This is a genomic window from Pseudomonas sp. LB3P25, from assembly GCF_054897985.1.
Genome location: NZ_CM142711.1, coordinates 6,809,047 through 6,833,675, shown reverse-complemented (window position 1 = coordinate 6,833,675; position 24,629 = coordinate 6,809,047). Strand labels below are relative to the sequence as shown.

At 60.4% G+C, this 24,629-nt stretch carries 28 protein-coding genes; 10 read left to right on the top strand and 18 right to left on the bottom strand.

Annotated elements, in window-relative coordinates:
- Positions 1-4: 4 nt before the first annotated feature.
- From ACYZTW_RS31490 to ACYZTW_RS31475, 4 genes are all read right to left on the bottom strand, one after another.
- Positions 5-1,003 carry a hydrolase gene (locus ACYZTW_RS31490; protein WP_462003111.1) on the bottom strand — a complete coding sequence of 333 codons (999 nt, stop codon included), beginning with the start codon at positions 1,001-1,003 and terminating at the stop codon, positions 5-7.
- Between the two features lie 63 nt (positions 1,004-1,066).
- Entirely contained in the window at positions 1,067-1,678 is a 612-nt protein-coding gene (gene rsmD, locus ACYZTW_RS31485) for a 16S rRNA (guanine(966)-N(2))-methyltransferase RsmD (RefSeq protein WP_033060498.1), read from the bottom strand.
- Positions 1,678-3,168: a M16 family metallopeptidase gene (locus tag ACYZTW_RS31480; protein WP_462003110.1), complete on the bottom strand. Its 1,491-nt coding sequence runs from the start codon at positions 3,166-3,168 to the stop codon at positions 1,678-1,680. The genes rsmD and ACYZTW_RS31480 overlap by 1 nt, the downstream gene beginning before the upstream one ends.
- A complete protein-coding gene (locus ACYZTW_RS31475; protein ID WP_462003109.1) occupies positions 3,161-4,516 on the bottom strand; it encodes a M16 family metallopeptidase in 1,356 nt (451 codons plus the stop codon). The genes ACYZTW_RS31480 and ACYZTW_RS31475 overlap by 8 nt, the downstream gene beginning before the upstream one ends.
- A gap of 344 nt (positions 4,517-4,860) precedes the next feature.
- On the opposite strand from ACYZTW_RS31475, the gene ftsY reads away from it, so the two are divergent.
- The 4 genes from ftsY to rpoH all read left to right on the top strand — a co-directional run bounded on the left by ftsY (position 4,861) and on the right by rpoH (position 9,030).
- The gene (ftsY, locus tag ACYZTW_RS31470) at positions 4,861-6,375 is read left to right on the top strand and encodes a signal recognition particle-docking protein FtsY (protein ID WP_462003108.1); all 1,515 of its coding nucleotides are present in this window, start codon (positions 4,861-4,863) and stop codon (positions 6,373-6,375) included.
- A complete protein-coding gene (gene ftsE / locus ACYZTW_RS31465) occupies positions 6,372-7,043 on the top strand; it encodes a cell division ATP-binding protein FtsE (RefSeq protein WP_008152655.1) in 672 nt (223 codons plus the stop codon). Before ftsY ends, ftsE begins: the two co-directional genes overlap by 4 nt.
- Entirely contained in the window at positions 7,040-8,062 is a 1,023-nt protein-coding gene (ftsX, locus tag ACYZTW_RS31460; protein ID WP_123368502.1) for a permease-like cell division protein FtsX, read from the top strand. Before ftsE ends, ftsX begins: the two co-directional genes overlap by 4 nt.
- 113 nt (positions 8,063-8,175) lie before the next feature.
- On the top strand, positions 8,176-9,030 hold the full coding sequence (gene rpoH, locus ACYZTW_RS31455; RefSeq protein ID WP_007897890.1) for an RNA polymerase sigma factor RpoH: 855 nt from the start codon (positions 8,176-8,178) through the stop codon (positions 9,028-9,030).
- A 230-nt stretch (positions 9,031-9,260) separates the two neighbouring features.
- Here rpoH and mtgA read toward each other — a convergent pair whose 3' ends face one another.
- Positions 9,261-9,983: a monofunctional biosynthetic peptidoglycan transglycosylase gene (gene mtgA / locus ACYZTW_RS31450; RefSeq protein ID WP_462003107.1), complete on the bottom strand. Its 723-nt coding sequence runs from the start codon at positions 9,981-9,983 to the stop codon at positions 9,261-9,263.
- Positions 9,984-10,057: 74 nt separating this feature from the next.
- Between mtgA and ACYZTW_RS31445 the strand changes: the two genes are divergently transcribed.
- The 4 genes from ACYZTW_RS31445 (at position 10,058) to trmB (ending at position 12,310) form a co-directional block, all read left to right on the top strand.
- The gene (locus ACYZTW_RS31445; protein WP_462003106.1) at positions 10,058-10,429 is read left to right on the top strand and encodes a DUF423 domain-containing protein; all 372 of its coding nucleotides are present in this window, start codon (positions 10,058-10,060) and stop codon (positions 10,427-10,429) included.
- A gap of 90 nt (positions 10,430-10,519) precedes the next feature.
- Positions 10,520-10,720: a sulfur carrier protein ThiS gene (gene thiS, locus ACYZTW_RS31440; protein WP_007897898.1), complete on the top strand. Its 201-nt coding sequence runs from the start codon at positions 10,520-10,522 to the stop codon at positions 10,718-10,720.
- Positions 10,721-10,780: 60 nt separating this feature from the next.
- On the top strand, positions 10,781-11,575 hold the full coding sequence (locus tag ACYZTW_RS31435) for a thiazole synthase (protein WP_007897902.1): 795 nt from the start codon (positions 10,781-10,783) through the stop codon (positions 11,573-11,575).
- 9 nt (positions 11,576-11,584) lie between these two features.
- A complete protein-coding gene (trmB, locus tag ACYZTW_RS31430; RefSeq protein WP_462003105.1) occupies positions 11,585-12,310 on the top strand; it encodes a tRNA (guanosine(46)-N7)-methyltransferase TrmB in 726 nt (241 codons plus the stop codon).
- A 132-nt stretch (positions 12,311-12,442) separates the two neighbouring features.
- Here the strand turns inward: trmB and ACYZTW_RS31425 are convergent, their stop codons facing one another.
- From ACYZTW_RS31425 to ACYZTW_RS31380, 10 genes are all read right to left on the bottom strand, one after another.
- Positions 12,443-12,766, bottom strand: coding sequence for a DUF3392 domain-containing protein (locus ACYZTW_RS31425; protein ID WP_046045220.1), 324 nt, complete (start codon positions 12,764-12,766; stop codon positions 12,443-12,445).
- A 22-nt stretch (positions 12,767-12,788) separates the two neighbouring features.
- The gene (hemW, locus tag ACYZTW_RS31420) at positions 12,789-13,994 is read right to left on the bottom strand and encodes a radical SAM family heme chaperone HemW (RefSeq protein WP_462003104.1); all 1,206 of its coding nucleotides are present in this window, start codon (positions 13,992-13,994) and stop codon (positions 12,789-12,791) included.
- Complete coding sequence (gene rdgB, locus ACYZTW_RS31415; RefSeq protein ID WP_282382291.1) at positions 13,991-14,587, bottom strand: RdgB/HAM1 family non-canonical purine NTP pyrophosphatase; 597 nt, start codon at positions 14,585-14,587, stop codon at positions 13,991-13,993. Before rdgB ends, hemW begins: the two co-directional genes overlap by 4 nt.
- Positions 14,584-15,018 carry a DUF4426 domain-containing protein gene (locus ACYZTW_RS31410; RefSeq protein WP_462003103.1) on the bottom strand — a complete coding sequence of 145 codons (435 nt, stop codon included), beginning with the start codon at positions 15,016-15,018 and terminating at the stop codon, positions 14,584-14,586. The genes rdgB and ACYZTW_RS31410 overlap by 4 nt, the downstream gene beginning before the upstream one ends.
- 26 nt (positions 15,019-15,044) lie before the next feature.
- Positions 15,045-15,665, bottom strand: coding sequence for a methionine biosynthesis protein MetW (metW, locus tag ACYZTW_RS31405; RefSeq protein WP_008152632.1), 621 nt, complete (start codon positions 15,663-15,665; stop codon positions 15,045-15,047).
- A gap of 25 nt (positions 15,666-15,690) precedes the next feature.
- Complete coding sequence (gene metX, locus ACYZTW_RS31400; protein WP_462003102.1) at positions 15,691-16,833, bottom strand: homoserine O-succinyltransferase MetX; 1,143 nt, start codon at positions 16,831-16,833, stop codon at positions 15,691-15,693.
- Between the two features lie 287 nt (positions 16,834-17,120).
- Entirely contained in the window at positions 17,121-17,417 is a 297-nt protein-coding gene (locus tag ACYZTW_RS31395) for a DUF167 domain-containing protein (RefSeq protein ID WP_033060477.1), read from the bottom strand.
- A gap of 4 nt (positions 17,418-17,421) precedes the next feature.
- Entirely contained in the window at positions 17,422-18,012 is a 591-nt protein-coding gene (locus ACYZTW_RS31390; protein WP_017341276.1) for a YggT family protein, read from the bottom strand.
- 10 nt (positions 18,013-18,022) lie between these two features.
- A complete protein-coding gene (proC, locus tag ACYZTW_RS31385; protein ID WP_462003101.1) occupies positions 18,023-18,841 on the bottom strand; it encodes a pyrroline-5-carboxylate reductase in 819 nt (272 codons plus the stop codon).
- Between the two features lie 33 nt (positions 18,842-18,874).
- Entirely contained in the window at positions 18,875-19,561 is a 687-nt protein-coding gene (locus ACYZTW_RS31380) for a YggS family pyridoxal phosphate-dependent enzyme (RefSeq protein WP_462003100.1), read from the bottom strand.
- Between the two features lie 196 nt (positions 19,562-19,757).
- On the opposite strand from ACYZTW_RS31380, the gene ACYZTW_RS31375 reads away from it, so the two are divergent.
- Positions 19,758-20,792: a type IV pilus twitching motility protein PilT gene (locus tag ACYZTW_RS31375; RefSeq protein WP_462003099.1), complete on the top strand. Its 1,035-nt coding sequence runs from the start codon at positions 19,758-19,760 to the stop codon at positions 20,790-20,792.
- Positions 20,793-20,942: 150 nt separating this feature from the next.
- Here ACYZTW_RS31375 and ACYZTW_RS31370 read toward each other — a convergent pair whose 3' ends face one another.
- Positions 20,943-21,563, bottom strand: a complete 621-nt coding sequence (locus ACYZTW_RS31370; RefSeq protein WP_462003098.1) for a C40 family peptidase — start codon at positions 21,561-21,563, stop codon at positions 20,943-20,945.
- Positions 21,564-21,813: 250 nt separating this feature from the next.
- Here ACYZTW_RS31370 and ACYZTW_RS31365 point away from each other — a divergent pair, with 250 nt between their 5' ends.
- On the top strand, positions 21,814-22,245 hold the full coding sequence (locus ACYZTW_RS31365; protein WP_462003097.1) for an NINE protein: 432 nt from the start codon (positions 21,814-21,816) through the stop codon (positions 22,243-22,245).
- Between the two features lie 96 nt (positions 22,246-22,341).
- Here ACYZTW_RS31365 and ACYZTW_RS31360 read toward each other — a convergent pair whose 3' ends face one another.
- On the bottom strand, positions 22,342-23,613 hold the full coding sequence (locus ACYZTW_RS31360) for a dihydroorotase (RefSeq protein WP_462003096.1): 1,272 nt from the start codon (positions 23,611-23,613) through the stop codon (positions 22,342-22,344).
- The gene (locus tag ACYZTW_RS31355; RefSeq protein WP_462003095.1) at positions 23,610-24,614 is read right to left on the bottom strand and encodes an aspartate carbamoyltransferase catalytic subunit; all 1,005 of its coding nucleotides are present in this window, start codon (positions 24,612-24,614) and stop codon (positions 23,610-23,612) included. The genes ACYZTW_RS31360 and ACYZTW_RS31355 overlap by 4 nt, the downstream gene beginning before the upstream one ends.
- Between the last annotated feature and the right edge of the window lie 15 nt (positions 24,615-24,629).

The following is a 24,629-nucleotide window of genomic DNA, read 5'->3' as shown; positions in this document are numbered from 1 at the left end:
GGCTTTACTGGCGACCCACGGCGGTCAGCCACTGTGGGATGCGACGTTCCAGGTAGTAACCCGGTTGCTTGAACGAACCCTCGACGAAGCCGACATGCCCACCCTTGGTCTGTAACTCGAATTGAGTGCAGGCAGACAATTCGTCGGCTTGCGGCAGGCTATGAGGAAATACAAACGGGTCATCGGCCGCTTGAATGATCAGAGTCGGCGTACGAATCTCGCCCAGGAAATAGCGACTCGAAGCGCGGCGATAGTAATCCTCGGCATCGGCAAAACCGTTCAGCGGCGCGGTGACCCGGCCATCGAAATCCCAGAACGTGCGCATGTTCTCCAGCGAGCCCAGCGCGGTCAATGCCGCCAGTCCATCCTCGCGTCCGTCATGCTGGAATTGTCGCTGCTTGTTCTTGATGTAGGCCACCATCTCGCGCATGAAATGCGCTTGATAAACCTTGGAGAAACCCTGGCCGATACGGTCGGCGCATTGATCGAGACGAAACGGCACCGACACCGCCACCGCACCGACCACGCCACTATTACTGCCGGATTCGCCCAAGTGCTTGAGCAAGACATTGCCACCCAGGGAATAACCGACCGCATACAACGGCGCGAGCGGTCGTTGGGCCCGCAGGTGTTTGATGGTTTCGGCCAGGTCTTCACTGGCACCGGAATGGTAGCTACGTGGCAGCAGATTCGGCTCGCCCGAACAGCCGCGCCAGTTCAGCGCGACGCTGGCCCAGCCTTGGGCACCCAGTGCTTTCTGCACCCCGGCCACATAAGGCGAATTGGAAGAACCAGTCAGGCCGTGCAACACCAGCACCAGTGGCGCATCGGCGCTGTGCGGGCCGTGCCAGTCGAGATCGAGAAAGTCTCCATCCTCAAGCCACAAGCGTTCGCGCTGGCGTTCGATGTGCGTGGTTTTGCGCCACAGCGGTCCCCACAAGGTTTGCAAGTGCGGGTTGCCGAGGCCGAAGGCGGGGGTGAAGCGTTCTGGCGGATGGGGCACGATGGTTCTCGATGCAGCGGTGCGAGCCTCGTTTGAGGCGCGCACCTTTTTCAGGCCGGTTGATTAACCGGCAATCTCTGCCATACGTTGCCACAACGCGTAATACACCCGCCCGGATTTCTGCTCCCGGTGCAGGCGCCAGTTGCCTGGCAAGCCAAGGCTCGATGGCGCATTCTCGCTTTCAGTGTAGATCCACGCTTCGTCGGCCAGCCACTGACGCTCTTCGAGCAATGCGCAAACGCCCGGCAACAGGTTCTGGTTGAAGGGCGGGTCGAGGAACACCAGGTCGTAAGCAGTCGCTGTCTGGGTTTCCAGGTAGCGCAGGGCATCGGCGGTCTGAATCTGGCCGGTCGTGCAGCGCAGCGTGCCCAGATGTTCCTTGATGCTGGCGACCGCGATGTTACTGGCATCCAACGCCTGACCCATCGCCGCGCCACGGGACAAGGCTTCGAGGAACAACGCCCCGCTGCCGGCGAACGGATCGAGCACCTTGGCGCCCGCAACATACGGCGCGAGCCAGTTGAACAGGGTTTCACGCACCCGGTCCGGCGTCGGACGCAGGCCCGGTGCATCCGGGAAACTCAGCTTTCGGCTGCCCCATTCACCGCCGATGATGCGCAATTGGTTCACGCCGTTATGGACGTTGTGAACGGGTTTTTTAGGACGAGTGGCCATTAATGCTCCGGAACCCCGAGCGGTTGCTCGGCAGGTTTATCAGTGGGGGCCGGTAACGGCTTTTGCGGCACGGTCGGGCCAGCGCTGACGATGACCATTTTGTCCGTGCTCAAGTGTTTGTTCAGTGCAGTTTTGACCTGCTCGACCGTCAGGCTCTGGGACTCACGCATAAAGTCATCCAGATAACTCAGCGGCAGGTTGTAGAAACCCATGGCGCCGAGTTGGCCAACGATATCGGCGTTGCTGGCGGTGGACAACGGGAAGCTGCCGGCCAGTTCACGCTTGGCGTCGTCGAGTTCCTTCTCGGTCGGGCCGGTTTTAAGGTAGTCGGCGAGCACGTCCTGCACCAGTTTCAGCGTGCCTTCGCTCATCTCGGCGCGGGTTTGCAGGTTGATCATGAACGGGCCGCGAGCCTGCATCGGGGTGAAGCCCGAATACACGCCGTAAGTCAAACCACGCTTCTCGCGCACTTCGCTCATCAACCGGGTGCCGAAGCCACCGCCGCCAAGAATCTGGTTGCCCATGGACAGTGCCGCGTAGTCCGGGTCGTCACGGTCGATGCCCAATTGCGCGAGCATCAGGTTGGTCTGCTTGGATGGGAACTCGATGTGGCCGATGCTGGCTTTCGGTTCCTCCGGTTGCGGGATTCTCACCAGCTCCGGGCCCTTTGGCAGCGCGCTGGAGACTTGCGCAGCAATCGCCTCAGCCTCGGAGCGAGACAGGTCGCCCACCAGTGCAATCACCACGTTGCCGGCCGCGTAGGCTTTCTCATGGAACGCCTTCAGTTGAGCCAGTGTGATGGCTGGAACGGTTTTCGCCGTGCCGTCGCTGGAGTGCGCGTACGGGTGGTCGCCGTACAGACGGTTCATCAGCTCCAGGCTCGCGAGTTTGCCCGGGTTCTGCTTCTGGTACTCGAAACCGGCGAGCATCTGGTTCTTGATGCGCGCAAAGGAATCGGCCGGGAAGGTCGGTTTGCCGACGACTTCGGAGAACAACTTCAGGGCCGGTTCGCGTTTGTCCGCGGCACTGAGGCTGCGCAGGGACGCCAATGCCATGTCCTTAAATGCGCCGTTGCCAAAGTCTGCGCCCAGGCCTTCGAAGCCCTGAGCGATGGCGCCAACATCTTTGCCGGCCACACCTTCGTTGAGCATGGCGTTGGTCAGCACGGAGAGGCCAGGTGCGTCGCCATCCTGGCTGCTGCCGGCGGCGAAGATCAGGCGCATATCGAACATCGGCAACTCGCGGGCTTCAACGAACAGCACCTTGGCGCCTTCGGCGGTTTTCCAGGTCTGCACGTCCAGGGTGCGGTGGCTTGGCGCTTTACCGTCGAGTTCGGCCAGTGATTGCAGTTTCTGGCTGGCCTTGGCCTTGTCGAGGGCTTCGCTGGCCTTGGATTCGTCGGTCTTTGAAAAGTAAAACGCGGCAGACCCGATCAATGCGACGGCGATCAGGCCCATCAGCGCCAGGCGCGGTTTTTTATGCTCACTCATGAGTCGTCTCCTCCGGCAATACATGGGCGACGCTGAGACGTTCGCGGGTGAAATACAGCTTGGCGGCTTTCTGGATGTCTTGCGGGGTCACGCTTTCCAGGTCAGCGAGTTCGGTGTCCATCAGCTTCCACGACAGGCCAACAGTTTCCAGTTGGCCAATGGCGGTGGCCTGGCTGGTGATCGAGTCACGCTCGTAAACCAGGCCGGCAATGACCTGTGCGCGCACGCGTTCCAGTTCTTCAGCGGACGGCGCGGTGGTTTTCAGCTGTTCGAGCAGCTTCCACAGGCCAGCTTCAGCCTGGGCCATGGTTTTGTTTTTCTGGGTGTTGGGCGTTGCCGACAAGGTGAACAGGCTGTCGCCCCGGGTGTAGGCGTCGTAGCTCGATGAGCCGCCGGACACCAGCTCTTCGCCGCGCTCCAGTTGCGTCGGGATACGGCCGCTGTAGCCGCCGTCGAGCAGGGCGGAGATCAGGCGCAAGGCGTTGACCGAGCGTTTGTCTTCGGCGGTGGCGATGCTTGGTACGTTGAAACCCAGCATCAGGCTCGGCAGTTGGGTCTGCACATGCAGGGTGATCTGCCGCTCGCCGGGTTCGGCCAGTTCCAGCGGGATTTTCGCTGGCGGCACATCACGTTTGGCGATCGGGCCGAAGTAGCGCTGAGCCAGGGCTTTGACCTCGTCCGGGGTCACGTCGCCCACCACCACCAACGTGGCATTGTTCGGCACGTACCAGGATTGGTACCAGTGGCGCAGCTCTTCGACTTTCATGCGGTCCAGGTCAGCCATCCAGCCGATGGTCGGCGTGTGGTAACCGCTGGCCGGGTAGGCCATGGCCTTGAAGCGTTCGTAAGCCTTGGACATCGGCTTGTCGTCGGTGCGCAGGCGACGTTCTTCTTTAATGACTTCGATCTCGCGGGCGAACTCGTCAGCCGGCAGACGCAGACTGGCCATGCGGTCGGCTTCCAGCTCGAAGGCCACGCCCAGACGGTCACGGGCCAGCACTTGGTAATAAGCCGTGAAGTCGTCGCTGGTGAACGCGTTCTCTTCGGCGCCGAGGTCGCGCAGGATCAGCGAAGCTTCGCCGGGGCCGACTTTCTCGCTGCCCTTGAACATCATGTGTTCCAGCGCGTGGGACAAACCGGTCTGACCCGGGGTCTCGTAGCTAGAGCCGACCTTGTACCAGACTTGGGAAACCACCACCGGCGCACGATGGTCTTCGCGCACGACGACCTTCAGGCCGTTATCGAGGGTGAATTCGTGGGTGGGTTGTGGATCGGCAGCCAGGGCCGAGAGGGGCAGACAAACTGTGCTGAGCAGCAGGCCTGCAGCGCGGCGGGCTAGAGCATTCATTCGTTTTTAAACCTTTGGGGCTGCCCGCTTGGTCTTAGCGTCGGCGGGCGAGAGGGTGCTAGGATACTGATCCGTTTTACTGGCGGCCACGCCTATCAGGCCTTTGATCGGTCAGCAGGTTGTTTGGGTTTACGGCGGAAGCTTTGAGTTTGTCAGCTAAACTCTGCGTTTTCGCCGACGATGCCGTTCCAGTCCTTCGTATTAGTCGACCTTTGAGGTGCTGTTTGCACCTCGACAAAATGTTGCGCGTGAACAAGCTGGGTCAATCGCAGTCTGTTCTGCATCGAATATTTATTTGCCGAGGCGCCCTTTGGCGCGTCGCTACCGTGAGATAGCCGTCATCCATGTTTGGTTCCAACGACGACAAGAAAGCCCCAGCTGCGGCTGGTGAGAAGAAAAGCCTGTTCGGATGGCTGCGCAAAAAGCCGCAGGAACCCGTCGTCGAACAGCCACAGCCACTTCCTGAGCCCACGCCTGCGCCGGTAATAGAAGAAGAGCTTGCGCCGATAGTCCTGCCGATCGCCGAGCCGGTGCTGCAACCGGTCACCGAGCCTGAGCCTGATGTTGTCGCCGAAGTCGTGGCCCAGGTGCCGCTGACACCCGTTGCCGAGCCATGGCTGACGTTGCCAGTGGCAGAAGAGCCTGTGGCATTGGTCGAAGATGAGCTGGCGCCCCATATAACGCCGCCGATTCCGGCGCCGATTGCGTTTGCTCCTGAGCCCGTTCAGCCACCCGTGGTTGAGCCGGTTGTCGCGCCAGTGGTGGTGGCCGAGCCTGAACCGGTTGTTCCAGAACCTGTGGTGCCCGCATACGTTGCCCCGGCTGCCCCTGTTGTTCATGCGCCGGCCCCGGTCGTTGCTCCCGTTGCCGCCGCACCTGTCGTTCCCGTCGAAGTGCCTGCCGAGCCTGTGCGTACCGAAGAAACCAAAGCCGGTTTCTTCGCCCGCCTGAAACAAGGCTTGTCCAAGACCAGCGCCAGCATCGGCGAAGGCATGGCCAGCCTGTTCCTGGGCAAGAAGATCATCGATGACGAGCTGCTCGAAGACATCGAAACCCGCCTGCTGACTGCCGATGTGGGCGTCGAGGCGACTTCGGTGATCATTCAGCATCTGACCCAGAAGGTCGCCCGTAAAGAACTGGCTGATGCCGGCGCGCTGTACAAATCCCTGCAAGCGGAACTGGCGGCCATGCTCAAGCCGGTCGAGCAGCCGCTGAAAATCGCTTCGCAGAACAAGCCGTTCGTGATTCTGGTCGTCGGCGTCAACGGCGCCGGCAAGACCACTACCATCGGCAAACTGGCGAAGAAGCTGCAGCTCGAAGGCAAGAAAGTCATGCTCGCGGCCGGCGATACCTTCCGTGCTGCCGCCGTCGAGCAATTGCAGGTCTGGGGCGAGCGCAACAAGATCCCGGTCATCGCCCAGCACACCGGCGCTGACTCGGCTTCGGTTATCTTCGATGCCGTGCAAGCGGCCAAGGCCCGTGGCATCGACGTGCTGATCGCCGACACCGCCGGTCGTCTGCACACCAAAGACAATTTGATGGAAGAGCTGAAGAAGGTTCGCCGGGTGATCAGCAAACTCGACGCCGACGCGCCTCACGAGGTGCTGTTGGTGCTCGATGCCGGTACGGGCCAGAACGCGATCAACCAGGCCAAACAATTCAACCAGACCGTCGAACTGACCGGCCTGGCGCTGACCAAGCTCGACGGCACCGCCAAAGGCGGGGTGATTTTCGCCCTCGCCAAGCAGTTTGGCTTGCCGATTCGCTACATCGGCGTCGGTGAAGGCATCGATGATTTGCGTACTTTTGAAGCAGAACCCTTTGTCCAGGCACTGTTTGCCGAGCGGGAGCGTTCATGATTCGTTTCGAACAGGTCGGTAAGCGCTACCCGAACGGTCACGTCGGCTTGCATGAGCTGAGCTTTCGAGTCCGTCGGGGCGAGTTTTTGTTTGTGACCGGCCACTCTGGCGCCGGTAAAAGCACCTTATTGCGTCTGCTGCTGGCGATGGAGCGTCCGACCACCGGCAAATTGCTGCTGGCCGGGCAAGACCTTAGCACCATCAGCAACGCACAGATTCCTTACCTGCGCCGGCAGATCGGCGTGGTGTTCCAGAACCACCAGTTACTGTTCGATCGCACGGTGTTCAACAACATCGCGCTGCCCTTGCAGATCCTTGGGCTGTCCAAAGCGGAGATCGCCAAGCGCGTGGATTCGGCGCTGGAGCGCGTGGCGCTGTCGGACAAAACCGATTTGTACCCCGGCGACCTGTCGACCGGTCAGCAACAGCGCGTCGGCATCGCCCGCGCCATCGTTCACCGCCCGGCGTTGCTGCTGGCGGACGAACCGACCGGTAACCTCGATCCACGTCTGGCGGCAGAAATCATGGGCGTGTTCGAAGACATCAACCGTCTGGGCACCAGCGTGCTGATTGCCAGTCACGACCTGGCACTGATCGCCCGCATGCGCCACCGCATGCTGACCTTGCAACGCGGCCGATTGATCGGTGACGGGGAGGCTGGCGTATGAGTGCGACACGCAGCCCCAAGGTTTCCGAGCGCGTGGCCCCCAAAGCCGCCGACCAGCCGCCGCAGAAGAAAAAGCGCGACGATGATGACGGTCCGGACTTCGCCACACTGTTTCGTGCCTGGGTCGAGAGTCATCGCGCCAGTCTGCTCGATAGCTTGCGTCGTTTGGGCAAGCAGCCCATCGGTAGCTTCTTCACCTGCATGGTGATGGCGGTTGCCCTGAGTTTGCCGATGGGGCTGTCACTTTTGCTAAGTAACGTCGAGCGTCTCGGCGGTTCCTGGCAGCGTGCGGCGCAGATTTCCCTGTACCTGCAAATCGAGGCCAGCCCTGCTGAGGGTGAGTCGCTGCGTGAGCAGATCAAAGGCATGCCTGGTGTCGCTGATGCTGAATATGTCGGCCGCGATCAGGCGCTGGAAGAGTTCCAGCAGCAGTCCGGTCTGGGCGAGGCGCTCAAGGAGCTGCCGGAAAACCCGCTGCCGGGCGTGGTTCTGGTCACCCCGAACGAAGTCGACAAGCCCGCGCTTGAAGCATTACGACAAAAACTTTCCGAGTTGCCCAAGGTACAACAGGCGCAACTTGATCTAGTCTGGGTCGAGCGTCTGGCAGCCATCCTCAAGTTGGGTGACCGTTTTGTCTTCGGTCTGACCGTGCTTCTGGTTTCTGCATTACTTTTGGTGATAGGCAATACCATTCGTCTTCATATTGAAAACCGCCGCACAGAGATAGAAGTGATTAAACTCGTCGGCGGCACTGACAGCTATGTGCGCAGGCCCTTTCTGTATATGGGCGCGCTTTATGGCTTCGGTGCGGGGATTCTTTCCTGGGGCGTATTGGCGTTCGGCCTTGATTGGCTGAACGACGCGGTGGTGGGGCTGGCCGGTTTGTACGGCAGTGATTTTGCGCTGGCCGGAGTGCCAGTTGCCGACGGTCTGTCGCTCTTGCTTGGCGCGGTGCTGTTGGGGTATATCGGTGCATGGATTGCAGTCGCACGCCACCTGAGGGAGCTTGCGCCTAAGTAGTATCATTTTGCTCGTATTGACCTTTCAGCGTTTATGGGAACTTGTCTTTCGGTTTCCGGTCAATTTTCGCAGTGCTGAACTGCACGAGTTATGTAAGTCGGAGGTTTTTTCGTATGACCAATTCTTTGCAACCTGCATATGCTCTGGTCCCGGGTGCGAACCTGGAGGCCTATGTGCACACGGTGAACAGCATTCCATTGCTGACGCCGGAGCAGGAGCGTGAACTGGCCGAGAGTCTCTATTATGAGCAGGATTTGGGGGCGGCTCGGCAGATGGTGCTCGCCCACCTGCGTTTTGTCGTACATATCGCCCGTAGCTATTCCGGCTACGGTCTGGCTCAGGCTGACCTGATCCAGGAAGGCAACGTCGGCCTGATGAAGGCCGTGAAGCGCTTCAACCCGGAAATGGGTGTGCGTCTGGTTTCGTTCGCTGTGCACTGGATCAAGGCGGAAATCCACGAGTTCATCCTGCGCAACTGGCGCATTGTGAAAGTCGCGACCACCAAGGCTCAGCGCAAGTTGTTCTTCAACCTGCGCAGCCAGAAGAAACGTCTGGCGTGGTTGAACAACGAGGAAGTCCACCGTGTGGCGGAAAGCCTCGGTGTAGAGCCTCGGGAAGTGCGTGAGATGGAAAGTCGCCTGACCGGCCATGACATGGCCTTCGACCCGGCCGCGGAAGCGGACGACGACAGTGCTTTCCAATCGCCGGCCAACTACCTGGAAGACCACCGGTACGACCCGGCCCGTCAACTGGAAGATGCTGACTGGAGCGACAACTCGAACCACAACCTGCACGAAGCGCTTGAAGTGCTGGACGACCGCAGCCGTGACATCCTCTACCAGCGCTGGCTGGCAGAAGAAAAAGCCACGCTGCACGACCTGGCGCAGAAGTACAACGTGTCGGCCGAGCGTATTCGTCAGCTCGAGAAGAGCGCGATGAACAAGCTCAAGCTGTCGATTGCCGCATAACCTGCGCGCAGGCATAAAAAAACGCCCCGATCATTGATCGGGGCGTTTTTGTTTGTGCCCACTATTCCTGCCCCACCGCAAAACCAAATGTGGGAGCGAGCCTGCTCGCGAAGTCGTCAGGCCAGTCGCTATATAGATAGGTTGAATGACCGACCGCTTTCGTCGGAACGCCGCCCGGAGCCGGCTCGCGCCCACAGGGGATCTTCATTCGTTCGGGAGATGGTGATCGGCTATTGGGCCCAAGGTGCGCGGCGCGAATCATTGAGCCCTGCCAGATAACTGTCCCCACCCAACTGACTCATCTGCTGTCGAATCCATCCCGCTCGCCGTGCGACATAGCTGGTTGGATGACTGGCGCTCCACACCCGCGGGTTAGGCAACACCGCAGCCAGCAAACTGGCCTGCTGCCGGGACAGCGAACGAGCGCCGACGCCAAAGTGATGCCGAGCCGCTGCTTCGGCGCCAAACACCCCGTCATCCCACTCGACGCTGTTCAGATACACCTCGAGAATTCGCTGCTTGGGCCAGAGCACTTCGATCAGCCCGGTAAACCAGGCTTCCAGGCCTTTGCGCAGCCAGCTGCGGCCGGACCACAGGAACAAATTCTTCGAGACCTGCTGGCTCAGGGTGCTGGCACCGCGAATCGATCCGCCGAGCTCGTTGTGAGCCAATGCGGCCTGGATCGCGCCAAAGTCAAAACCCCAATGCTCCGGGAATTTCTGATCTTCGCCGGCAATCACTGCAACTTTCAGGTCATCGGAGATTTCATCCCAAGGCTTCCAGGTGCGTTGCAAGTCAATGGGCTCGCCGTCGAACCAGGATTCGACCTTGCGCTCAACCATCAACGCCGTTCCCGGTGGCGGTACCACGCGAAAGATCAGCACCAGCAATACGCTGCCGCCCGCGAACCAGAGCAGGGCCTTCGTGAATCGTCGCAAAAATAAACGCAGCATAGAGATGGCTTGGCCGAACCCGTTGAGCGGGCCATTATACAGACCCTGTGGATCGAGTCTGACTGGAGTTCTTCATGCTGCGTGGCTTTCTGATGCTGGCCGCTTTCTTCGGCTTCACCGGCGTTGCCCTTGGCGCGTTCGCCGCCCACGGCTTGAAAAGCCGTCTGACGCCCGAGTACCTGGCGATTTTCCACACCGGCGTGACCTACCAATTGGTGCACACCTTGGCCTTGCTGGGCATTGCACTGCTGGCCACGCAGATTCCCGGTCGCCTGATCACCTGGGCGGGTGCATCGTTTGTCATTGGCATACTGTTGTTTTCCGGCAGTCTGTACCTGCTGACCATCACTGGCGTCAGCAAGCTCGGGATCATCACCCCCTTCGGCGGGCTGGCTTTTCTGGTCGGCTGGTTCTGCCTGGGGCTTGCCGCCTGGCGGTTGAGCTGACCGGGTGGTCCATTTCATGACGAATGGCTTGGGTCGCCAAGACTGATCGGGCTAGAATGCCAGCCCCTAAAAATGATGGTGGCTTGCGGCATGCGCATTCAGTTGAACGGCGAATCCCTTGAACTGCCCGACGGTGAAACCGTTGCGGCCCTGCTGACCCGTCTGGAACTGACCGGACGCCGGGTGGCGGTCGAACTCAATCTGGATATCGTCCCGCGCAGCCAGCACGCAGAAACCACGCTGAACGACGGCGATTCAGTCGAAGTCGTTCACGCCATCGGCGGCGGCTAGTCGCCCGGCCCATAAGGGCATAGAATTCTGCAAGAACCTCACCCCTACAGAGGATTTCCCATGAGCATCGTTCGTAGCGACAAGCCCTTCGTCCTGGCCGGTCGTACTTACCAGTCGCGTTTGCTGGTAGGCACCGGCAAGTACCGCGACATGGAAGAAACCCGCCTGGCCATCGAAGCCTCGGGTGCCGAGATCGTCACATTCGCCGTGCGCCGCACCAACCTCGGCCAGAATCCGGGCGAACCGAACCTGCTCGAAGTCCTGTCGCCGGATCGCTACACCTTCCTGCCTAACACCGCCGGTTGCTTCGACGCTACAGAGGCTGTGCGCACCTGCCGCCTGGCCCGTGAGCTGCTCGGCGGCCACAACCTGGTGAAGCTGGAAGTGCTGGCGGACCAGAAAACCCTGTTCCCTAACGTGATCGAAACCCTCAAGGCCGCCGAAGTGCTGGTCAAGGAAGGTTTCGATGTGATGGTTTACACCAGTGATGACCCGATCATCGCCCGTCAATTGGCGGAAATCGGCTGCATCGCGGTCATGCCGCTGGCCGGTCTGATCGGTACAGGCCTTGGGATCTGCAACCCGTACAACCTGCAGATCATACTCGAAGAAGCCAAGATTCCTGTGTTGGTGGATGCCGGTGTCGGTACCGCTTCCGACGCCACCATCGCCATGGAGCTGGGTTGCGAAGCGGTGCTGATGAACTCGGCCATCGCCCACGCCCAGCAGCCGATCATGATGGCTGAAGCCATGAAGCACGCCATCGTTGCAGGTCGTTTGGCCTACCTCGCCGGCCGCATGCCGAAAAAACTCTATGCCAGCGCCTCCTCGCCGCTGGATGGTCTGATCAAGTAAGAGCCATTGATGACTGAATCAAACGACACGCCTATCCAGACGGAAGAAGGCGACGAGCGCCAACACCGCCGCATCAAGAGTTTCGTGATGCGCGCCGGGCGCATGACCGAAGGCCAGCAACGCGGTCTGGAGCAGGGCACACCGCTGTTCGTGCTGCCTCTGGCCAATTCGCCGGTGGACTTCGACCAGGTGTTCGGCCGCTCGGCGCCGCGCTCGCTGGAAATCGGTTTCGGCATGGGCCATTCGCTGCTGGAAATGGCCGCGGCTTCGCCGGAGCAGGATTTCATCGGCGTGGAAGTACACCGTCCGGGTGTTGGCGCGCTGCTCAATGGCGTGCTGACTCAGGGGCTGACCAACCTGCGCGTCTACGATTGCGACGCGATCGAAGTGCTCAACCGCTGCGTGGCCGACAACAGCCTCGATCGCCTGATGCTGTTTTTCCCGGACCCGTGGCACAAGAGTCGCCACCACAAGCGCCGTATCGTTCAGGCGTCGTTCGCTGAACTGGTGCGCAGCAAGTTGAAGGTCGGCGGCGTGCTACACATGGCCACCGACTGGGAACCGTACGCCGAATACATGCTGGAAGTGATGAACGTTGCGCCGGGTTATCGCAATCTGGCCGAAGACGGCAAATGCGTCCCGCGCCCGGCCGAGCGCCCGATCACCAAGTTCGAACGCCGCGGCGAACGTCTTGGGCATGGCGTGTGGGACCTGAAGTTCGAAAAACAGTCCTAAGCCATAACGCAATAAAAACTGTGGGAGCGAGCCTGCTCGCGAAAGCGGTCTGACATTCAACGATGATGTTGAATGTTATGACGCCTTCGCGAGCAGGCTCGCTCCCACAGTTGTTTTGTGGTGTTTCGACATTCAGCGGCGGTCGGCGACAACGCCGATGAGCACCAGCACCACCAACAACACCGGCGCCAGGCTGTAGTTGTTGAACTGGCTCAGGCCTTTGATGATCCACGGCGTGGCGTAGATCAGCGCGACGCCGCTGCCGATCATGCACAGCAGGGCCATCAGCGGGACGCGCAAGGCGCCGGCGATGCTGCCCAGGCGTTGGTCGACCCAGCCTTTGATATCGGCGCCAAACAACACCAGCAGGCAGCCCACCAGTGCCAGAGCGATTTCAGACAGATTGCTACGGCTCCAGCGGGACGCTGTGGCGAGCAGGTCGAGTATCAAATCCATTCGTTTTCCCTTAAGGCTGAAATCAGCTCAGAAATGTCTGCAGCAAGTCATTGAGAAACAGTTGCCCGCGTTCGGTGGCCGCCAGACGTGACGGTTCGACCTGCAACAAGCCACTTTGTTCGGCGACCCGGCGGCCTTCGGCGAGGCTTTCCAGGCTCAGCCCGGTGCGTTCCGGGTACAGTCGCGATTCCACGCCCTCGGTCAGGCGCAAGGCGTTCATCAGGAACTCGAACGGCAGTTCTTCATTGGTCAGGGCTTTCTCCCCAGCCTTGAAGCTTTTGGCCGGGTTGAGGTAGTCCTTCGGCAGACGGGTCTTCCAGGTACGGACGATGCGCCCGTCCGGATGGCTGAGTTTGCCGTGAGCCCCGGCGCCGATGCCGATGAAATCGCCGAAACTCCAGTAATTGAGGTTATGCCGCGCCGGGCGACCGGACTGGGCATAGGCCGAAACTTCGTATTGCGCGTAACCGTGCTCGGCCAACAGCGCCTGACCGGCCTCCTGAATGTCCCACAAAGTGTCGTCTTCCGGCAGCGTCGGCGGCTGGTTCCAGAACACCGTGTTCGGCTCCAGGGTCAGCTGATACCAGGACAAGTGCGTCGGCTTCAGGGCGATGGCCTGGCGCAGATCGCTCAGGGCGTCGTCCAGGGACTGATCGGGTAAACCGTGCATCAGGTCCAGATTGAAGTTGTCGAACCCGGCCTGACGGGCCATGCCGGCGGCACGTACCGCTTCGTCACCGTTGTGAATCCGCCCCAGCGCTTTGAGTTTCTCTTCCTGAAAGCTCTGGATGCCAATCGACAGGCGATTGATGCCCAGCGCCCGGTAGGCGACGAACTTCTCTTGTTCAAACGTCCCCGGATTGGCTTCCAGCGTGATTTCGATGTCGCTGGCGAACGGAATGCGTTGCTCGACGCCTTTGAGCAAACGGCCCAAAGCCTCGGCGCTGAACAGGCTCGGCGTGCCGCCACCAAAGAAGATCGAACTCAGCTCACGGCCGTAGACGGCATGCAGGTCCTGATCGAGGTCGGCCAGCAGCGCGTCCACATACTCTTCTTCCGGCAACACCGGGCTGGCGGTGTGGGAATTGAAGTCGCAATAAGGGCATTTGCGCACACACCACGGGATGTGGATGTACAACGCCAGGGGCGGCAGCACAGGCAGGGCGGCCCGAGGCGATTGGGCGTCGCCGCCGAAGATCAGCGGCGACGCGGATGATTCATGGGTCATATCAGGCCTAGACGCTGGCGCAGCAGATCCATTGCACGGGCGCGGTGGCTGATGAGGTTCTTTTCGTTCGGGCTTAGCTCGGCGCTGGAGCAATCGCGCGACGGCACCCAGAACAGCGGGTCGTAGCCAAACCCATGTTCACCGCTGGCCTGGGTCAGGATGCGGCCGTGCCACAGACCTTCGCAGAGGATCGGCAATGGATCGTCGGCGTGACGCACCAGCGCCAACACACAGACGAACTGCGCACCGCGCTCGGCTTCCGGCACGTCTTTCAACACATCGAGCAGTTTGGCGTTATTCGCCGCATCGCCCTGACCGTCGGCATAACGAGCCGAGTAGATACCCGGCGCACCGCCGAGGAAATCGACTGCCAACCCTGAATCGTCGGCCAGCGCCGGCAAGCCGGAGATGCGCGCGGCATTGCGGGCCTTGAGGATGGCGTTTTCGACGAACGACAGGCCGGTTTCTTCAGGTTCGACGCTGCTGAACTCGCCGATCGAGCGCAGTTGCACCGATTCGCCGAGCATGGCCTGAAGTTCCTTGAGTTTGCCGGCGTTGTGGCTGGCCAGTACGAGTTGCGTGAAGTTGATCATTCGCCGGGGAAGAGCTCTTGGTTGAAATTGATGGTGTTGATTTTATCGCCGTTCTGCACCTTGATGTCGAAGGTGCGGACTTCCTGCTGATCGACCGGGAACTGGGCGATGTAGTAGATCGCGCCTTGTTCAGTGATCTGTTTGAACTTCAACGGCACGGTCTGGCTGGTCAGGTCCTTCACCGATCCGCTGACGTCAGCGGTCAGTGGTTTGCCATCCTTGAGCACGGAGACGTTTATCACGCCCTGGTTCTTGCTGCGTGTCAGTCCCGCTGCTTTTGCGATGTCCGGTGTCAGGAAGGTGGAGTTGAAGGTGTTGTAGTGCACCGTTACATCGCCAAAGGTTTCTTTGCGCTCGCCTTTGATGACGTCGGCGGCCATGGCGGTGACGCTCAGGCAGGCAGTAAGTACAAACAGCGCTAGACGACCCATGATCGTTCTCCTCGAAGTGTCGTGACTCAGACCGCGACCTTGTGGTCTTGCAGCCCGGGGCTGCTGACGCGGTAAATACCGATTTCACCTAATAGATTAGGCCATAGCTTACTGGCCCACCCGTGACGGTGCTGTTGATCCACGGCAAGCCGATCAATGACCCTGGCTTCACGTTCGCGACACAACGCTTCGAAGTCTTCGAAGGTGCAAAAATGGATGTTCGGCGTGTTGTACCAGGTGTACGGCAGAAAATCGGACACCGGCATCCGGCCCTTGCTCGCCAGGTACCAGCGGCAGCGCCAGTGACCGAAGTTGGGGAAGGTGATGATGCATTGGCGACCGACCCGCAGCATTTCGTCGAGGATCTTGTCCGGGTAGTGCACGGCTTGCAGCGCCTGGGTCATGACCACGACGTCGAAGCTGTTGCTGGCAAAGTTACCCAGGCCCTTGTCCAGGTCCTGCTCGATAACGTTAATGCCCTTGGCCACGCACTCGGCGATGTTGTCCGGGTCGTTTTCCAGGCCATAGCCGGTCACTTGCTTATTATCGCGCAACCAGGTCAGCAGCTCGCCATCACCGCAACCGAGGTCGAGCACGCGGCTGCCGGCGGGGATCCATTCCTGGATGATTTCCAGATCGGCTCTCATGGCTTTCTCCCCAAGTGATAACGGCTCATATAAGCGAAATTCGGTTCATGTAGTTGCTGAACGCCTGCAAGTAGCGCGGGATCGGAATCAGGAAGGCGTCGTGGCCTTGCGGAGCATCGATCTCGAGGTAGCAGACGTCTTTCTTGGCCGCCATCAGCGCGTCCACCAGTTCCCGCGAGCGGGCAGGGGAGAAGCGCCAGTCGGTGGTGAAGGACATCACGCAGAACTTGGCCTGGGCGTTGGCGAAGGTTTTCGCCAGGTCATCGTCGAAGTTCGCCGCCGGATCGAAGTAGTCCAGCGCCTTAGTCATCAGCAGGTACGTGTTGGCGTCGAAACGCCCGGAGAACTCTTCGCCTTGATAACGCAGGTAGCTTTCGACCTGGAACTCGACGCTGTGGAAGTCGTAGTTGAGCTTTTCGCTCTTCAGGCCCCGGCCGAATTTCTCACCCATGGAGTCGTCGGACAGGTACGTGATGTGCCCGACCATCCGCGCCAGCATCAAGCCACGCTTGGGGATCACGCCCGCTTCCTGGAACGAACCGCCGTGGAATTCGGGGTCGGTGAGGATTGCCTGGCGCGCCACTTCGTTGAAGGCAATGTTCTGTGCCGACAACTTGGGGGCCGAGGCGATGGCCAGGCAGTGACGAATGCGATCCGGGTAGGTGATGCTCCACTGCATGGCCTGCATGCCACCGAGACTGCCGCCAATCACGGCGGCCCATTGGCCGATGCCGAGCAGGTCAGCCAGGCGCGCCTGGCTGTGAACCCAGTCTTCCACGGTCAACACAGGGAAGTCGGCGCCAAATGGCTTGCCGGTTTCCGGGTTGAGGCTGCTCGGGCCGGTAGAGCCGTTGCAACCGCCGAGGTTGTTCAGGCTGACCACGAAGAACTTGTTGGTGTCGATCGGCTTGCCAGGCCCGATGCAGCTGTCCCACCAACCGGGTTTGCGGTCGTCGGGGCTGTGGAAACCGGCAGCGTGATGGTGACCCGACAAGGCGTGGCAGATCAGCACGGCGTTGCTCGCCGCGGCATTCAGCGTGCCGTAGGTTTCGTAGATTAGGTCATAAGCTGGGAGCGAACGGCCGCAGGCCAAGGCCAGGGGTTCGCTGAAGTGCGCCACTTGCGGCGTCACCAAACCAACAGAATCGGGGGGGAAGGCAGCTGGCATCGACCCTGCTCTCGTTGAAATGAGGCGTAAGTCTAAAGACCGCTGCCTTTAGCAGCAAGCTAAGGCCGAGGTGTTTGGGAAATGGGTGCTCGGCGTTGGATCGACCCCTCACCCTAACCCTCTCCCCAGAGGGTAGAGGGGACTGACCGAGGTGTTTGGCCAAGCTACATCGACCTGAAATATTGAGCCGAACTCAGGCTCTGAAAAGTCCCCGATCTGCTCCCTTTCCCCTCTCCCCTATGGGGAGAGGGCTGGGGTGAGGGGTGGCTTTATGAAGCGATACCCAATCAAAGCGAACGCTGCACCAAACCCGGTAAATCCGGCAGCTTCTTCGGCGAGCAAATCCGCACCCGTTTCTGCCGGTTCAACTCGCCGCTAATCAAACTGACTTGGCTCTTGGAAACCCCAAACGCCTTGGCCAGAAACGCCATCAAATACGCATTGGCCTTGCCTTCAACCGGCGGCGCCGTCAGGCGAATCTTCAATCGATCCCCATGCAGCCCGCAGAAATCATCGCTGCGGGCCGCCGGTTGCAGGTGACATTCCAGAATCAGGTCGTCACCGTCCCAGCGAAAGTAGCTCACCGGGTCAGATCAGCAGGCGGAGGATTTCCGGCATCATCGTCATGGCCGCGAGGTTGTTGATCACCAGCATGTCGATCAGCTTGAGCACCATGAATGCCAGGATCGGCGAAATATCCAGGCCGCCAAGATTTGGCAGGATTTTGCGGAAAGGCGCCAGGGCCGGTTCGCAAATCTGGTTCACCAGTTCGGCGCCAGGGTTGTGGCTGCCCGGTGCGACCCACGACAGAATCACGCTGATGATCAGGGCAAAGAAGAAAATCTTCAGGAACAGCGCGGTCACGCCGATCAGCGACCAGATCAGCAATTGCAGCGGGTTACCGGTGGTGCCGTAAGTCAGCAGCAGGGTCAGGGCCATCAGCGCCAGTTGCACGAGGATCGCCAGTACCAGCGAGGACATGTCCAGGCCGAACATGCTCGGGATGATCCGGCGCAGTGGCTTGAGCAGCGGCTGGGTGGCTTTCACGGCGAACTGGCAGAGCGGGTTGTAGAAGTTCGCGCGTACCAGTTGCAGCACGAAGCGCAGCAGCACGATCAGCAGGTACAGGCTGCCGAGGGTTTGCAGCACGTAGACCGCTGCAGTGTTCAATCCAATCATGTAAGGCTCCTTATTGACCCAATTGTTCGGCCATCTCGGCCGAGCGGTGCGCCGCGGCGCCGAGTGCTTTTTCTACCAGGGCTTCGAAGCCGCCGGCCTGGAACGACTTGATCGCCGCTTCCGTCGTGCCCGCAGGCGACGTCACGCGGCGGCGCAGTTCCGCAGCGTCGACGTCACTGGCCACGGCCATGTGAGCAGCGCCCAAAGCGGTTTGCAGGGTCAGTTGTGCAGCGGTTTCCGGTGGCAGGCCAAGTTTCACGCCCGCGGCGGTCATGGCTTCGATCAGCAGGAAGAAGTACGCAGGGCCAGAGCCGGAAACGGCGGTGACTGCGTCCAGTTGCTGTTCTTCGTCCAGCCACAGGGCAATGCCGACGGCCGACAACAGCGCTTCAGCTTGCTGGCGTTGTTCGGCAGTCACTTGAGCCGTGGCGAACAAACCGCTCACGCCCTGACGCAGCAGCGCCGGGGTGTTGGGCATGCAACGCACGATCGGTTGGGCGCCGAGCCAGTTGTTCATGCTGGCGCAGGTGATGCCAGCAGCAATCGAGACCACCAGTTGATTCGGCTTGAGACTTGGGCGAATCGCTTCGCAGACGGCCTTCATCGCTTGGGGTTTGACCGCCAGTACGACAACTTCGGCGCCCTGGATGGCTTCGGCGTTGTCGGCGAACACGTCGATACCGTGTTCAGCGTTCACGCGAGCGCGGGTTTCAGCGCCGGGATCACTGGCGCGGATCTGCGCGGCGTCCAGACCTTTGGCGCGCAGGCCACCGATCAGGCTGGCGGCCATGTTGCCGGCACCGATAAAGGCAATACGAGTTTTGCTCATGTCAGGTCCTTATAGAGTGGTGAGTCAGCCATGTTATGGCTGGCTGTAGTCGCGGGCGCCAAACAGGGCCGTACCGATGCGGACCCAGGTGGCGCCTTGGGCGATGGCCGACTCAAGGTCGTGGCTCATGCCCATGGAAAGTGTGTCGAGCGGCAGGTTCAGGCTGGTTTGCAGGCGCTGCACGGCAGCAAAAGCGGCATCCTGGGCGGCGCGATCTTCGGTCGGCTCGGGAATTGCCATCAACCCGCGCAGCTTGATGCGAGGCAGTTCGCTGATGGCATTGGCCAGGGCCGGCAGGTCGTCCGGGGTGCAGCCGGACTTGCTGTCTTCACCGCTGACGTTGACCTGGATGCAAATGTTCAGTGGGGGCAAATCGGCAGGACGTTGTTCGGACAGGCGTTGTGCGATTTTCAAACGATCCACGGAATGCACCCAAGCGAAGTGCTCGGCGATAGCGCGAGTCTTGTTCGATTGAATGGGGCCAATGAAGTGCCAGATCAAGGGCAGGTCGGCCAATTCGAGCTGTTTACTCAGGGCTTCCTGCAGGTAGTTCTCGCCAAAGTCGCGCAGCCCCGCGGCATACGCTTCGCGCAGGGCTTCGGCGGGTTTGGTCTTGCTCACGGCCAGCAGCTGGATGCTGTCTTCGTCGCGCTGTGCAGCGAGGGCGGCAGCGTGGATGCGTGAACTAACCTGAGCAATGTTGTCTGCTATCGTGGACATCAAATCCTGCCTGAAAAGTGCCTGCACTCGATCATGCGGCGTTAAAAGTCGACTCAGAATGCTCATTGACTGACGTCAACTCCGCTTCTTCGCCGACTTTTGCCTTGCCTGATCATCGCTCGGCGACTTTATCAGGCGAGGATCAGGCGCCGGCGGTCTGAAGGTTCGCGGCATTCTACTGGAATTGAGGAACGCTATGGATATCACTGAGCTGCTGGCTTTCAGCGCGAAACAGGGCGCATCCGACTTGCATCTGTCTGCCGGCCTGCCCCCGATGATTCGGGTCGACGGCGATGTGCGGCGTATCAATCTGCCAGCCCTGGACCACAAACAGGTGCAGGCGCTGATCTACGACATCATGAACGACACTCAGCGGGTGGACTTCGAGAAACACCTGGAGACCGACTTCTCCTTTGACGTGCCCGGCGTGGCGCGTTTTCGGGTTAACGCGTTCAACCACAATCGTGGTGCTGGCGCGGTGTTCCGGACCATTCCGTCCAAGGTCCTGAGCATGGACGACCTTGGTATGGGGGAAGTGTTTCGCAAGATTACCGAAGCGCCGCGGGGGCTGGTGCTGGTGACCGGGCCGACCGGTTCCGGAAAATCCACCACCCTGGCGGCGATGATCGATCACCTGAACACCCATCGCCATCACCACATCCTCACCATCGAAGACCCGATCGAGTTCGTCCACGAGTCGCGTAAATGCTTGATCAACCAGCGTGAAGTCCATCGCGATACACGCAGTTTCGCCACGGCTCTACGCTCGGCCCTGCGGGAGGACCCGGACGTGATTCTGGTGGGGGAGATGCGGGATCTCGAGACCATTCGCCTGGCATTAACCGCCGCCGAAACCGGTCACCTGGTGTTTGGCACGCTGCACACGACATCGGCGGCGAAAACCATCGATCGGGTGGTGGACGTGTTTCCGGGGGACGAGAAGTCGATGGTCCGTTCGATGCTGTCCGAGTCGTTACTGGCGGTGGTGTCGCAGACGTTGGTCAAGAAGATCGGCGGTGGGCGGATCGCGGCCCACGAAATCATGCTCGGCACGTCAGCGATCCGTAACTTGATCCGCGAAGACAAGGTGGCGCAGATGTACTCGTCGATTCAAACCGGGGGAGGGCTGGGGATGCAGACGCTGGATATGTGCTTGAAGGAGCTGGTGACCAAGGGGTTGATCAGTCGCGAGCACGCACGGGAGAAGGCGCGTTCGCCGGATAACTTCTGAGGGGGACTTGTATCGAATTCAAAGACGCCTTCGCGAACAGGCTCGCTCCCACAGGGGTACGCATTCCAGTGTGGGAGCGACGATTCGACCTGCTCGCGAAGAGGGCATCATGTTCAAAGCAAAATCCCGGGTCAAACCCGGGATTTCAAATCAGCGTTGAACAACCTGTATGGCGTTCTTCTCTTTCGGCATAACCCGCTTGGCAACCACGTAGTGGCTTTCCCAGTAGGGTTTCTTCAGCGTGTCGATGCTCACCGACTTGCCACGACGGGGTGCGTGGATGAAGCGGTCGTTGCCCAGGTAGATGGCAACGTGATTGACCCGACGGCTCTTTATGTTGAAGAAAATCAGGTCGCCAGGCTTCAGATCCTTGCGATCGACTTTCTCCCCATGACCGCTGGCCATGGCGTTAGAGGTGCGCGGCAGGTCAAACGTGGCGTCGTTGAACGCGTATTTCACCAGGCCACTGCAGTCGAACCCTTTACTTGGGCTACTGCCGCCCCAACGGTAAGGAGTACCGAGGACGTTGACTGCGCGGCTCAGCACGTTGCTGCTTTCCTTGGCCGCCATTGGCGGTATCAGGCTGCTTTTGTTGCTGCTCAGCTGGGGAGCGCGTTTTACGGTCTGTTTGTTTTTGCTCGAAGGAGCAGAAACATGGGATTTTTGGGTGTAACCATTAACGTTAGGAAGACGTTGCTCACGATTGGTGGCGTGGGCGGCCAGTGGCATCAAAAGGCAAATGGTTAGCCATGTCTTGAAAAATGGACGCATTAGGCAAGGCTCATATAAGTTAGCGCGCAACTTTATAACAGCTTTTTTGCCCCTTCCGAGGCCGTTGGTCGATTCAACCTTGGGGTCAACGGAACCAAATAAGCAGAAAATGGACGCGATTGTCGGACACAAGTCAGGTGTTATAAGGCTTTGACGGGAGAGACAGTAGCATTTGCCATACGTCGGCAACCTGTAAAAAAGTCACAAAGATTTAAAGAATATTTATCTATCGTGTGAATCGAGGTCCTTCATGAACACCTATCAACAGCCCGTTCCGCATCAAGATACGCACAGCAAAGTGATTGGTTACCTGCTGTGGATTTTCGGTTTTACCGGCGCTCACCGCTTCTATTACGGCAAGCCGGTGACGGGGACGATCTGGTTCTTCACCTTGGGTTTGTTGGGTATCGGTTGGCTGATCGACGTGTTTCTGATCCCGGCCATGGACCGTGAAGCGGACCTGCGTTTCACCGCCGGACCTATCGAGTACAACGTGGCGTGGATTCTGCTGGCGTTTCTTGGGGTATTCGGCGTACACCGGATGTATCAGGGAAAGTGGATCAGCGGATTGCTGTACCTGGTGACGGGCGGGTTGTTTTTTCTTGGGGTGCTGTATGACTTCTGGACGCTGAATGACCAGGTGTCGATTCGCAATGCGCAGAACAGAGGTGCTTTCCAGTAAGTTGTGGCGAGGGAGCTTGCTCCCGCTGGGTCGCGAAGCGACCCCAAAACAGGTCTGCTGCGCAGCCCAGCGGGAGCAAGCTCCCTCGCCACAGTCTTAAGCCTGGTGGCTAATGCGTCCATCCACCAGGGTGTAACGCACCACCCCCGGCAGGCTGTGGCCAATGAACGGGCAGTTTTCGCCTTTGGACAGCCAGGTCTCACCGGCCACGGTCGAAGCTGCCGGATCGAACAGCACGATGTCCGCCGGTCCACCTACCGCCAGTTTGCCCGCCGGCAGGCGCAACGCCTCGGCAGGTCCGGCGCTCAAGCGCGCCAACAACGTTGGCAGATCCAGCAAACCGTCTTCCACTAGCGTCATCGCCAGCGGCAGCAGCAGTTCAACGCTGCTGATGCCCGGTTCGGTGGCCCCGAACGGCGCCAGTTTGGCGTCCCGCTCGTGGGGTTGGTGATGACTGGAGATGGCCGAGATCACACCCGATTTCACTGCTGCACGCAGGCCGTCGCGGTCGGCGCGGGTGCGCAGCGGCGGCTGGACGTGATAGAGGCTGCTGAAGTCGATCAGCGCTTCGTCGGTCAGGATCAGCTGATACAACGCCACATCGGCGGTCACCGGCAGTCCGCGAGCCTGGGCCTGAGCGATCAGCGCCACGCCACGGGCGCTGGTGAGCTGGCTGAAGTGCGCACGCACGCCACTTTGTTCGACCAGCAGCAGATCCCGCGCGAGAGCCACGGTTTCGGCGGTTTCGGGAATGCCCGGCAAACCGAGGAAGCTGGCGGTCGGGCCTTCGTGGGCCAGGCCACCTTCGGCCAGGTCATGGTCCTGAGAGTGGAAAATCACCGTCAGGTCGAATGTTGCGGCGTATTCCAGCGCCCGGCACAGCGTGCGGGTGTTGCGGAAGCTGTCCAGGCCGTTGCCGAAGGCCACGCAACCGGCATCGCGCAAGGCGACCAGTTCGGCCAGCTGTTCGCCGTCCAGGCCTTTGCTCAGGGCGCCTATCGGGAACACTTTGGTGTTGCCGGCCTCGCGGGCGCGGTCGAGGATCAATTCGGCCACGGCCGAGGTGTCCAGCACCGGTTTGGTTTTCGGCGGGCAGCATAGGCTGGTGACGCCACCGGCCGCGGCGGCGCGGGTTTCGCTGACGATTGAACCTTTGCGGCTGTAGCCCGGCTCGCGCAGGGCGACGTTCAGGTCAACCAGCCCAGGGGCGGCGATCAGGCCTTTGGCGTCGAGGGTGTCGACGGCGACAAAACCGGCCGGTGCGGCGCCAAGGGCGACGATCTTGCAGGCTTCAATATGGATATCGGTAACTTGATCCAGGCCGCTGGCCGGATCGATGACGCGGGCGCCGAGAATGCTGAGCTTCACTGGGCGTTCTCCTGCTCGATTTGGCGCTGGGCAGTTTGCCCACTCATGGCCATGGACAGCACGGCCATACGAATCGCGATGCCGTAGGTGACTTGATTGAGGATGACCGAGTGCGGGCCGTCGGCCACCGCCGACTCAATTTCCACACCGCGGTTGATCGGTCCCGGGTGCATGACGATGCAATCCGGTTTGGCCCCGGCCAGGCGCGCAGTGGTCAGGCCGAACAAGCGGTAGAACTCGCCTTCGCTCGGGAGCAGGCCGCCGGTCATGCGTTCACGTTGCAGGCGCAGCATGATCACCACGTCGACGTCTTTCAGGCCTTCGGTCATGTCGGTGTAAACCTTCACGCCGTATTGCTCGACGCCAATCGGCAGCAGGGTTTTCGGCGCGATCACGCGGATGTCCGGACAACCGAGGGTTTTCAGCGCCAGCATGTTCGAGCGCGCGACCCGCGAGTGCAGGATGTCGCCGACGATGGCCACCGAAAGGTTTTCGAAGCCACCCTTGTGCCGGCGGATGGTGAGCATGTCGAGCATGCCCTGGGTCGGGTGGGCGTGACGGCCGTCGCCGCCGTTGATGATCGCCACTTGCGGGCAGACATGTTCGGCGATGAAGTGTGCTGCGCCGGAATCACCGTGACGCACGACGAACATGTCAGCGGCCATGGCTTCCAGGTTGCGCAGGGTGTCGAGCAGGGTTTCGCCCTTGCTCGCCGACGACGTGGACACGTTCAGCGTGATCACGTCCGCTGACAGCCGCTGGGCCGCCAGTTCGAAGGTGGTGCGGGTGCGGGTGGAGTTTTCGAAGAACACATTGCACACGGTCTTGCCGCGCAGCAACGGGACTTTCTTCACCGCCCGGGCGCCGACTTCGAGGAACGAGTCGGCAGTGTCGAGGATTTCCGTCAACAGCTCGCGGCGCAAACCGTCGAGCGAGAGGAAGTGGCGCAGCTGGCCCTGATCATTGAGCTGCAGCGGGCGCTTGGTTTCTAGAGGCGTCATCGCGAGGGGGACTCT

Excerpts from the sequence above, each read along its gene's own strand:
- rsmD (WP_033060498.1), bottom strand. The coding sequence starts at position 1,678 with ATGGCCACTCGTCCTAAAAAACCCGTTCACAACGTCCATAACGGCGTG.
- ACYZTW_RS31480 (WP_462003110.1), bottom strand. The coding sequence starts at position 3,168 with ATGAGTGAGCATAAAAAACCGCGCCTGGCGCTGATGGGCCTGATCGCC.
- ACYZTW_RS31475 (WP_462003109.1), bottom strand. The coding sequence starts at position 4,516 with ATGAATGCTCTAGCCCGCCGCGCTGCAGGCCTGCTGCTCAGCACAGTT.
- ftsY (WP_462003108.1), top strand. The coding sequence starts at position 4,861 with ATGTTTGGTTCCAACGACGACAAGAAAGCCCCAGCTGCGGCTGGTGAG.
- ftsE (WP_008152655.1), top strand. The coding sequence starts at position 6,372 with ATGATTCGTTTCGAACAGGTCGGTAAGCGCTACCCGAACGGTCACGTC.
- ftsX (WP_123368502.1), top strand. The coding sequence starts at position 7,040 with ATGAGTGCGACACGCAGCCCCAAGGTTTCCGAGCGCGTGGCCCCCAAA.
- rpoH (WP_007897890.1), top strand. The coding sequence starts at position 8,176 with ATGACCAATTCTTTGCAACCTGCATATGCTCTGGTCCCGGGTGCGAAC.
- mtgA (WP_462003107.1), bottom strand. The coding sequence starts at position 9,983 with ATGCTGCGTTTATTTTTGCGACGATTCACGAAGGCCCTGCTCTGGTTC.
- ACYZTW_RS31445 (WP_462003106.1), top strand. The coding sequence starts at position 10,058 with ATGCTGCGTGGCTTTCTGATGCTGGCCGCTTTCTTCGGCTTCACCGGC.
- thiS (WP_007897898.1), top strand. The coding sequence starts at position 10,520 with ATGCGCATTCAGTTGAACGGCGAATCCCTTGAACTGCCCGACGGTGAA.
- ACYZTW_RS31435 (WP_007897902.1), top strand. The coding sequence starts at position 10,781 with ATGAGCATCGTTCGTAGCGACAAGCCCTTCGTCCTGGCCGGTCGTACT.
- trmB (WP_462003105.1), top strand. The coding sequence starts at position 11,585 with ATGACTGAATCAAACGACACGCCTATCCAGACGGAAGAAGGCGACGAG.
- ACYZTW_RS31425 (WP_046045220.1), bottom strand. The coding sequence starts at position 12,766 with ATGGATTTGATACTCGACCTGCTCGCCACAGCGTCCCGCTGGAGCCGT.
- hemW (WP_462003104.1), bottom strand. The coding sequence starts at position 13,994 with ATGACCCATGAATCATCCGCGTCGCCGCTGATCTTCGGCGGCGACGCC.
- rdgB (WP_282382291.1), bottom strand. The coding sequence starts at position 14,587 with ATGATCAACTTCACGCAACTCGTACTGGCCAGCCACAACGCCGGCAAA.
- ACYZTW_RS31410 (WP_462003103.1), bottom strand. The coding sequence starts at position 15,018 with ATGGGTCGTCTAGCGCTGTTTGTACTTACTGCCTGCCTGAGCGTCACC.
- metW (WP_008152632.1), bottom strand. The coding sequence starts at position 15,665 with ATGAGAGCCGATCTGGAAATCATCCAGGAATGGATCCCCGCCGGCAGC.
- metX (WP_462003102.1), bottom strand. The coding sequence starts at position 16,833 with ATGCCAGCTGCCTTCCCCCCCGATTCTGTTGGTTTGGTGACGCCGCAA.
- ACYZTW_RS31390 (WP_017341276.1), bottom strand. The coding sequence starts at position 18,012 with ATGATTGGATTGAACACTGCAGCGGTCTACGTGCTGCAAACCCTCGGC.
- proC (WP_462003101.1), bottom strand. The coding sequence starts at position 18,841 with ATGAGCAAAACTCGTATTGCCTTTATCGGTGCCGGCAACATGGCCGCC.
- ACYZTW_RS31380 (WP_462003100.1), bottom strand. The coding sequence starts at position 19,561 with ATGTCCACGATAGCAGACAACATTGCTCAGGTTAGTTCACGCATCCAC.
- ACYZTW_RS31375 (WP_462003099.1), top strand. The coding sequence starts at position 19,758 with ATGGATATCACTGAGCTGCTGGCTTTCAGCGCGAAACAGGGCGCATCC.
- ACYZTW_RS31370 (WP_462003098.1), bottom strand. The coding sequence starts at position 21,563 with ATGCGTCCATTTTTCAAGACATGGCTAACCATTTGCCTTTTGATGCCA.
- ACYZTW_RS31365 (WP_462003097.1), top strand. The coding sequence starts at position 21,814 with ATGAACACCTATCAACAGCCCGTTCCGCATCAAGATACGCACAGCAAA.
- ACYZTW_RS31355 (WP_462003095.1), bottom strand. The coding sequence starts at position 24,614 with ATGACGCCTCTAGAAACCAAGCGCCCGCTGCAGCTCAATGATCAGGGC.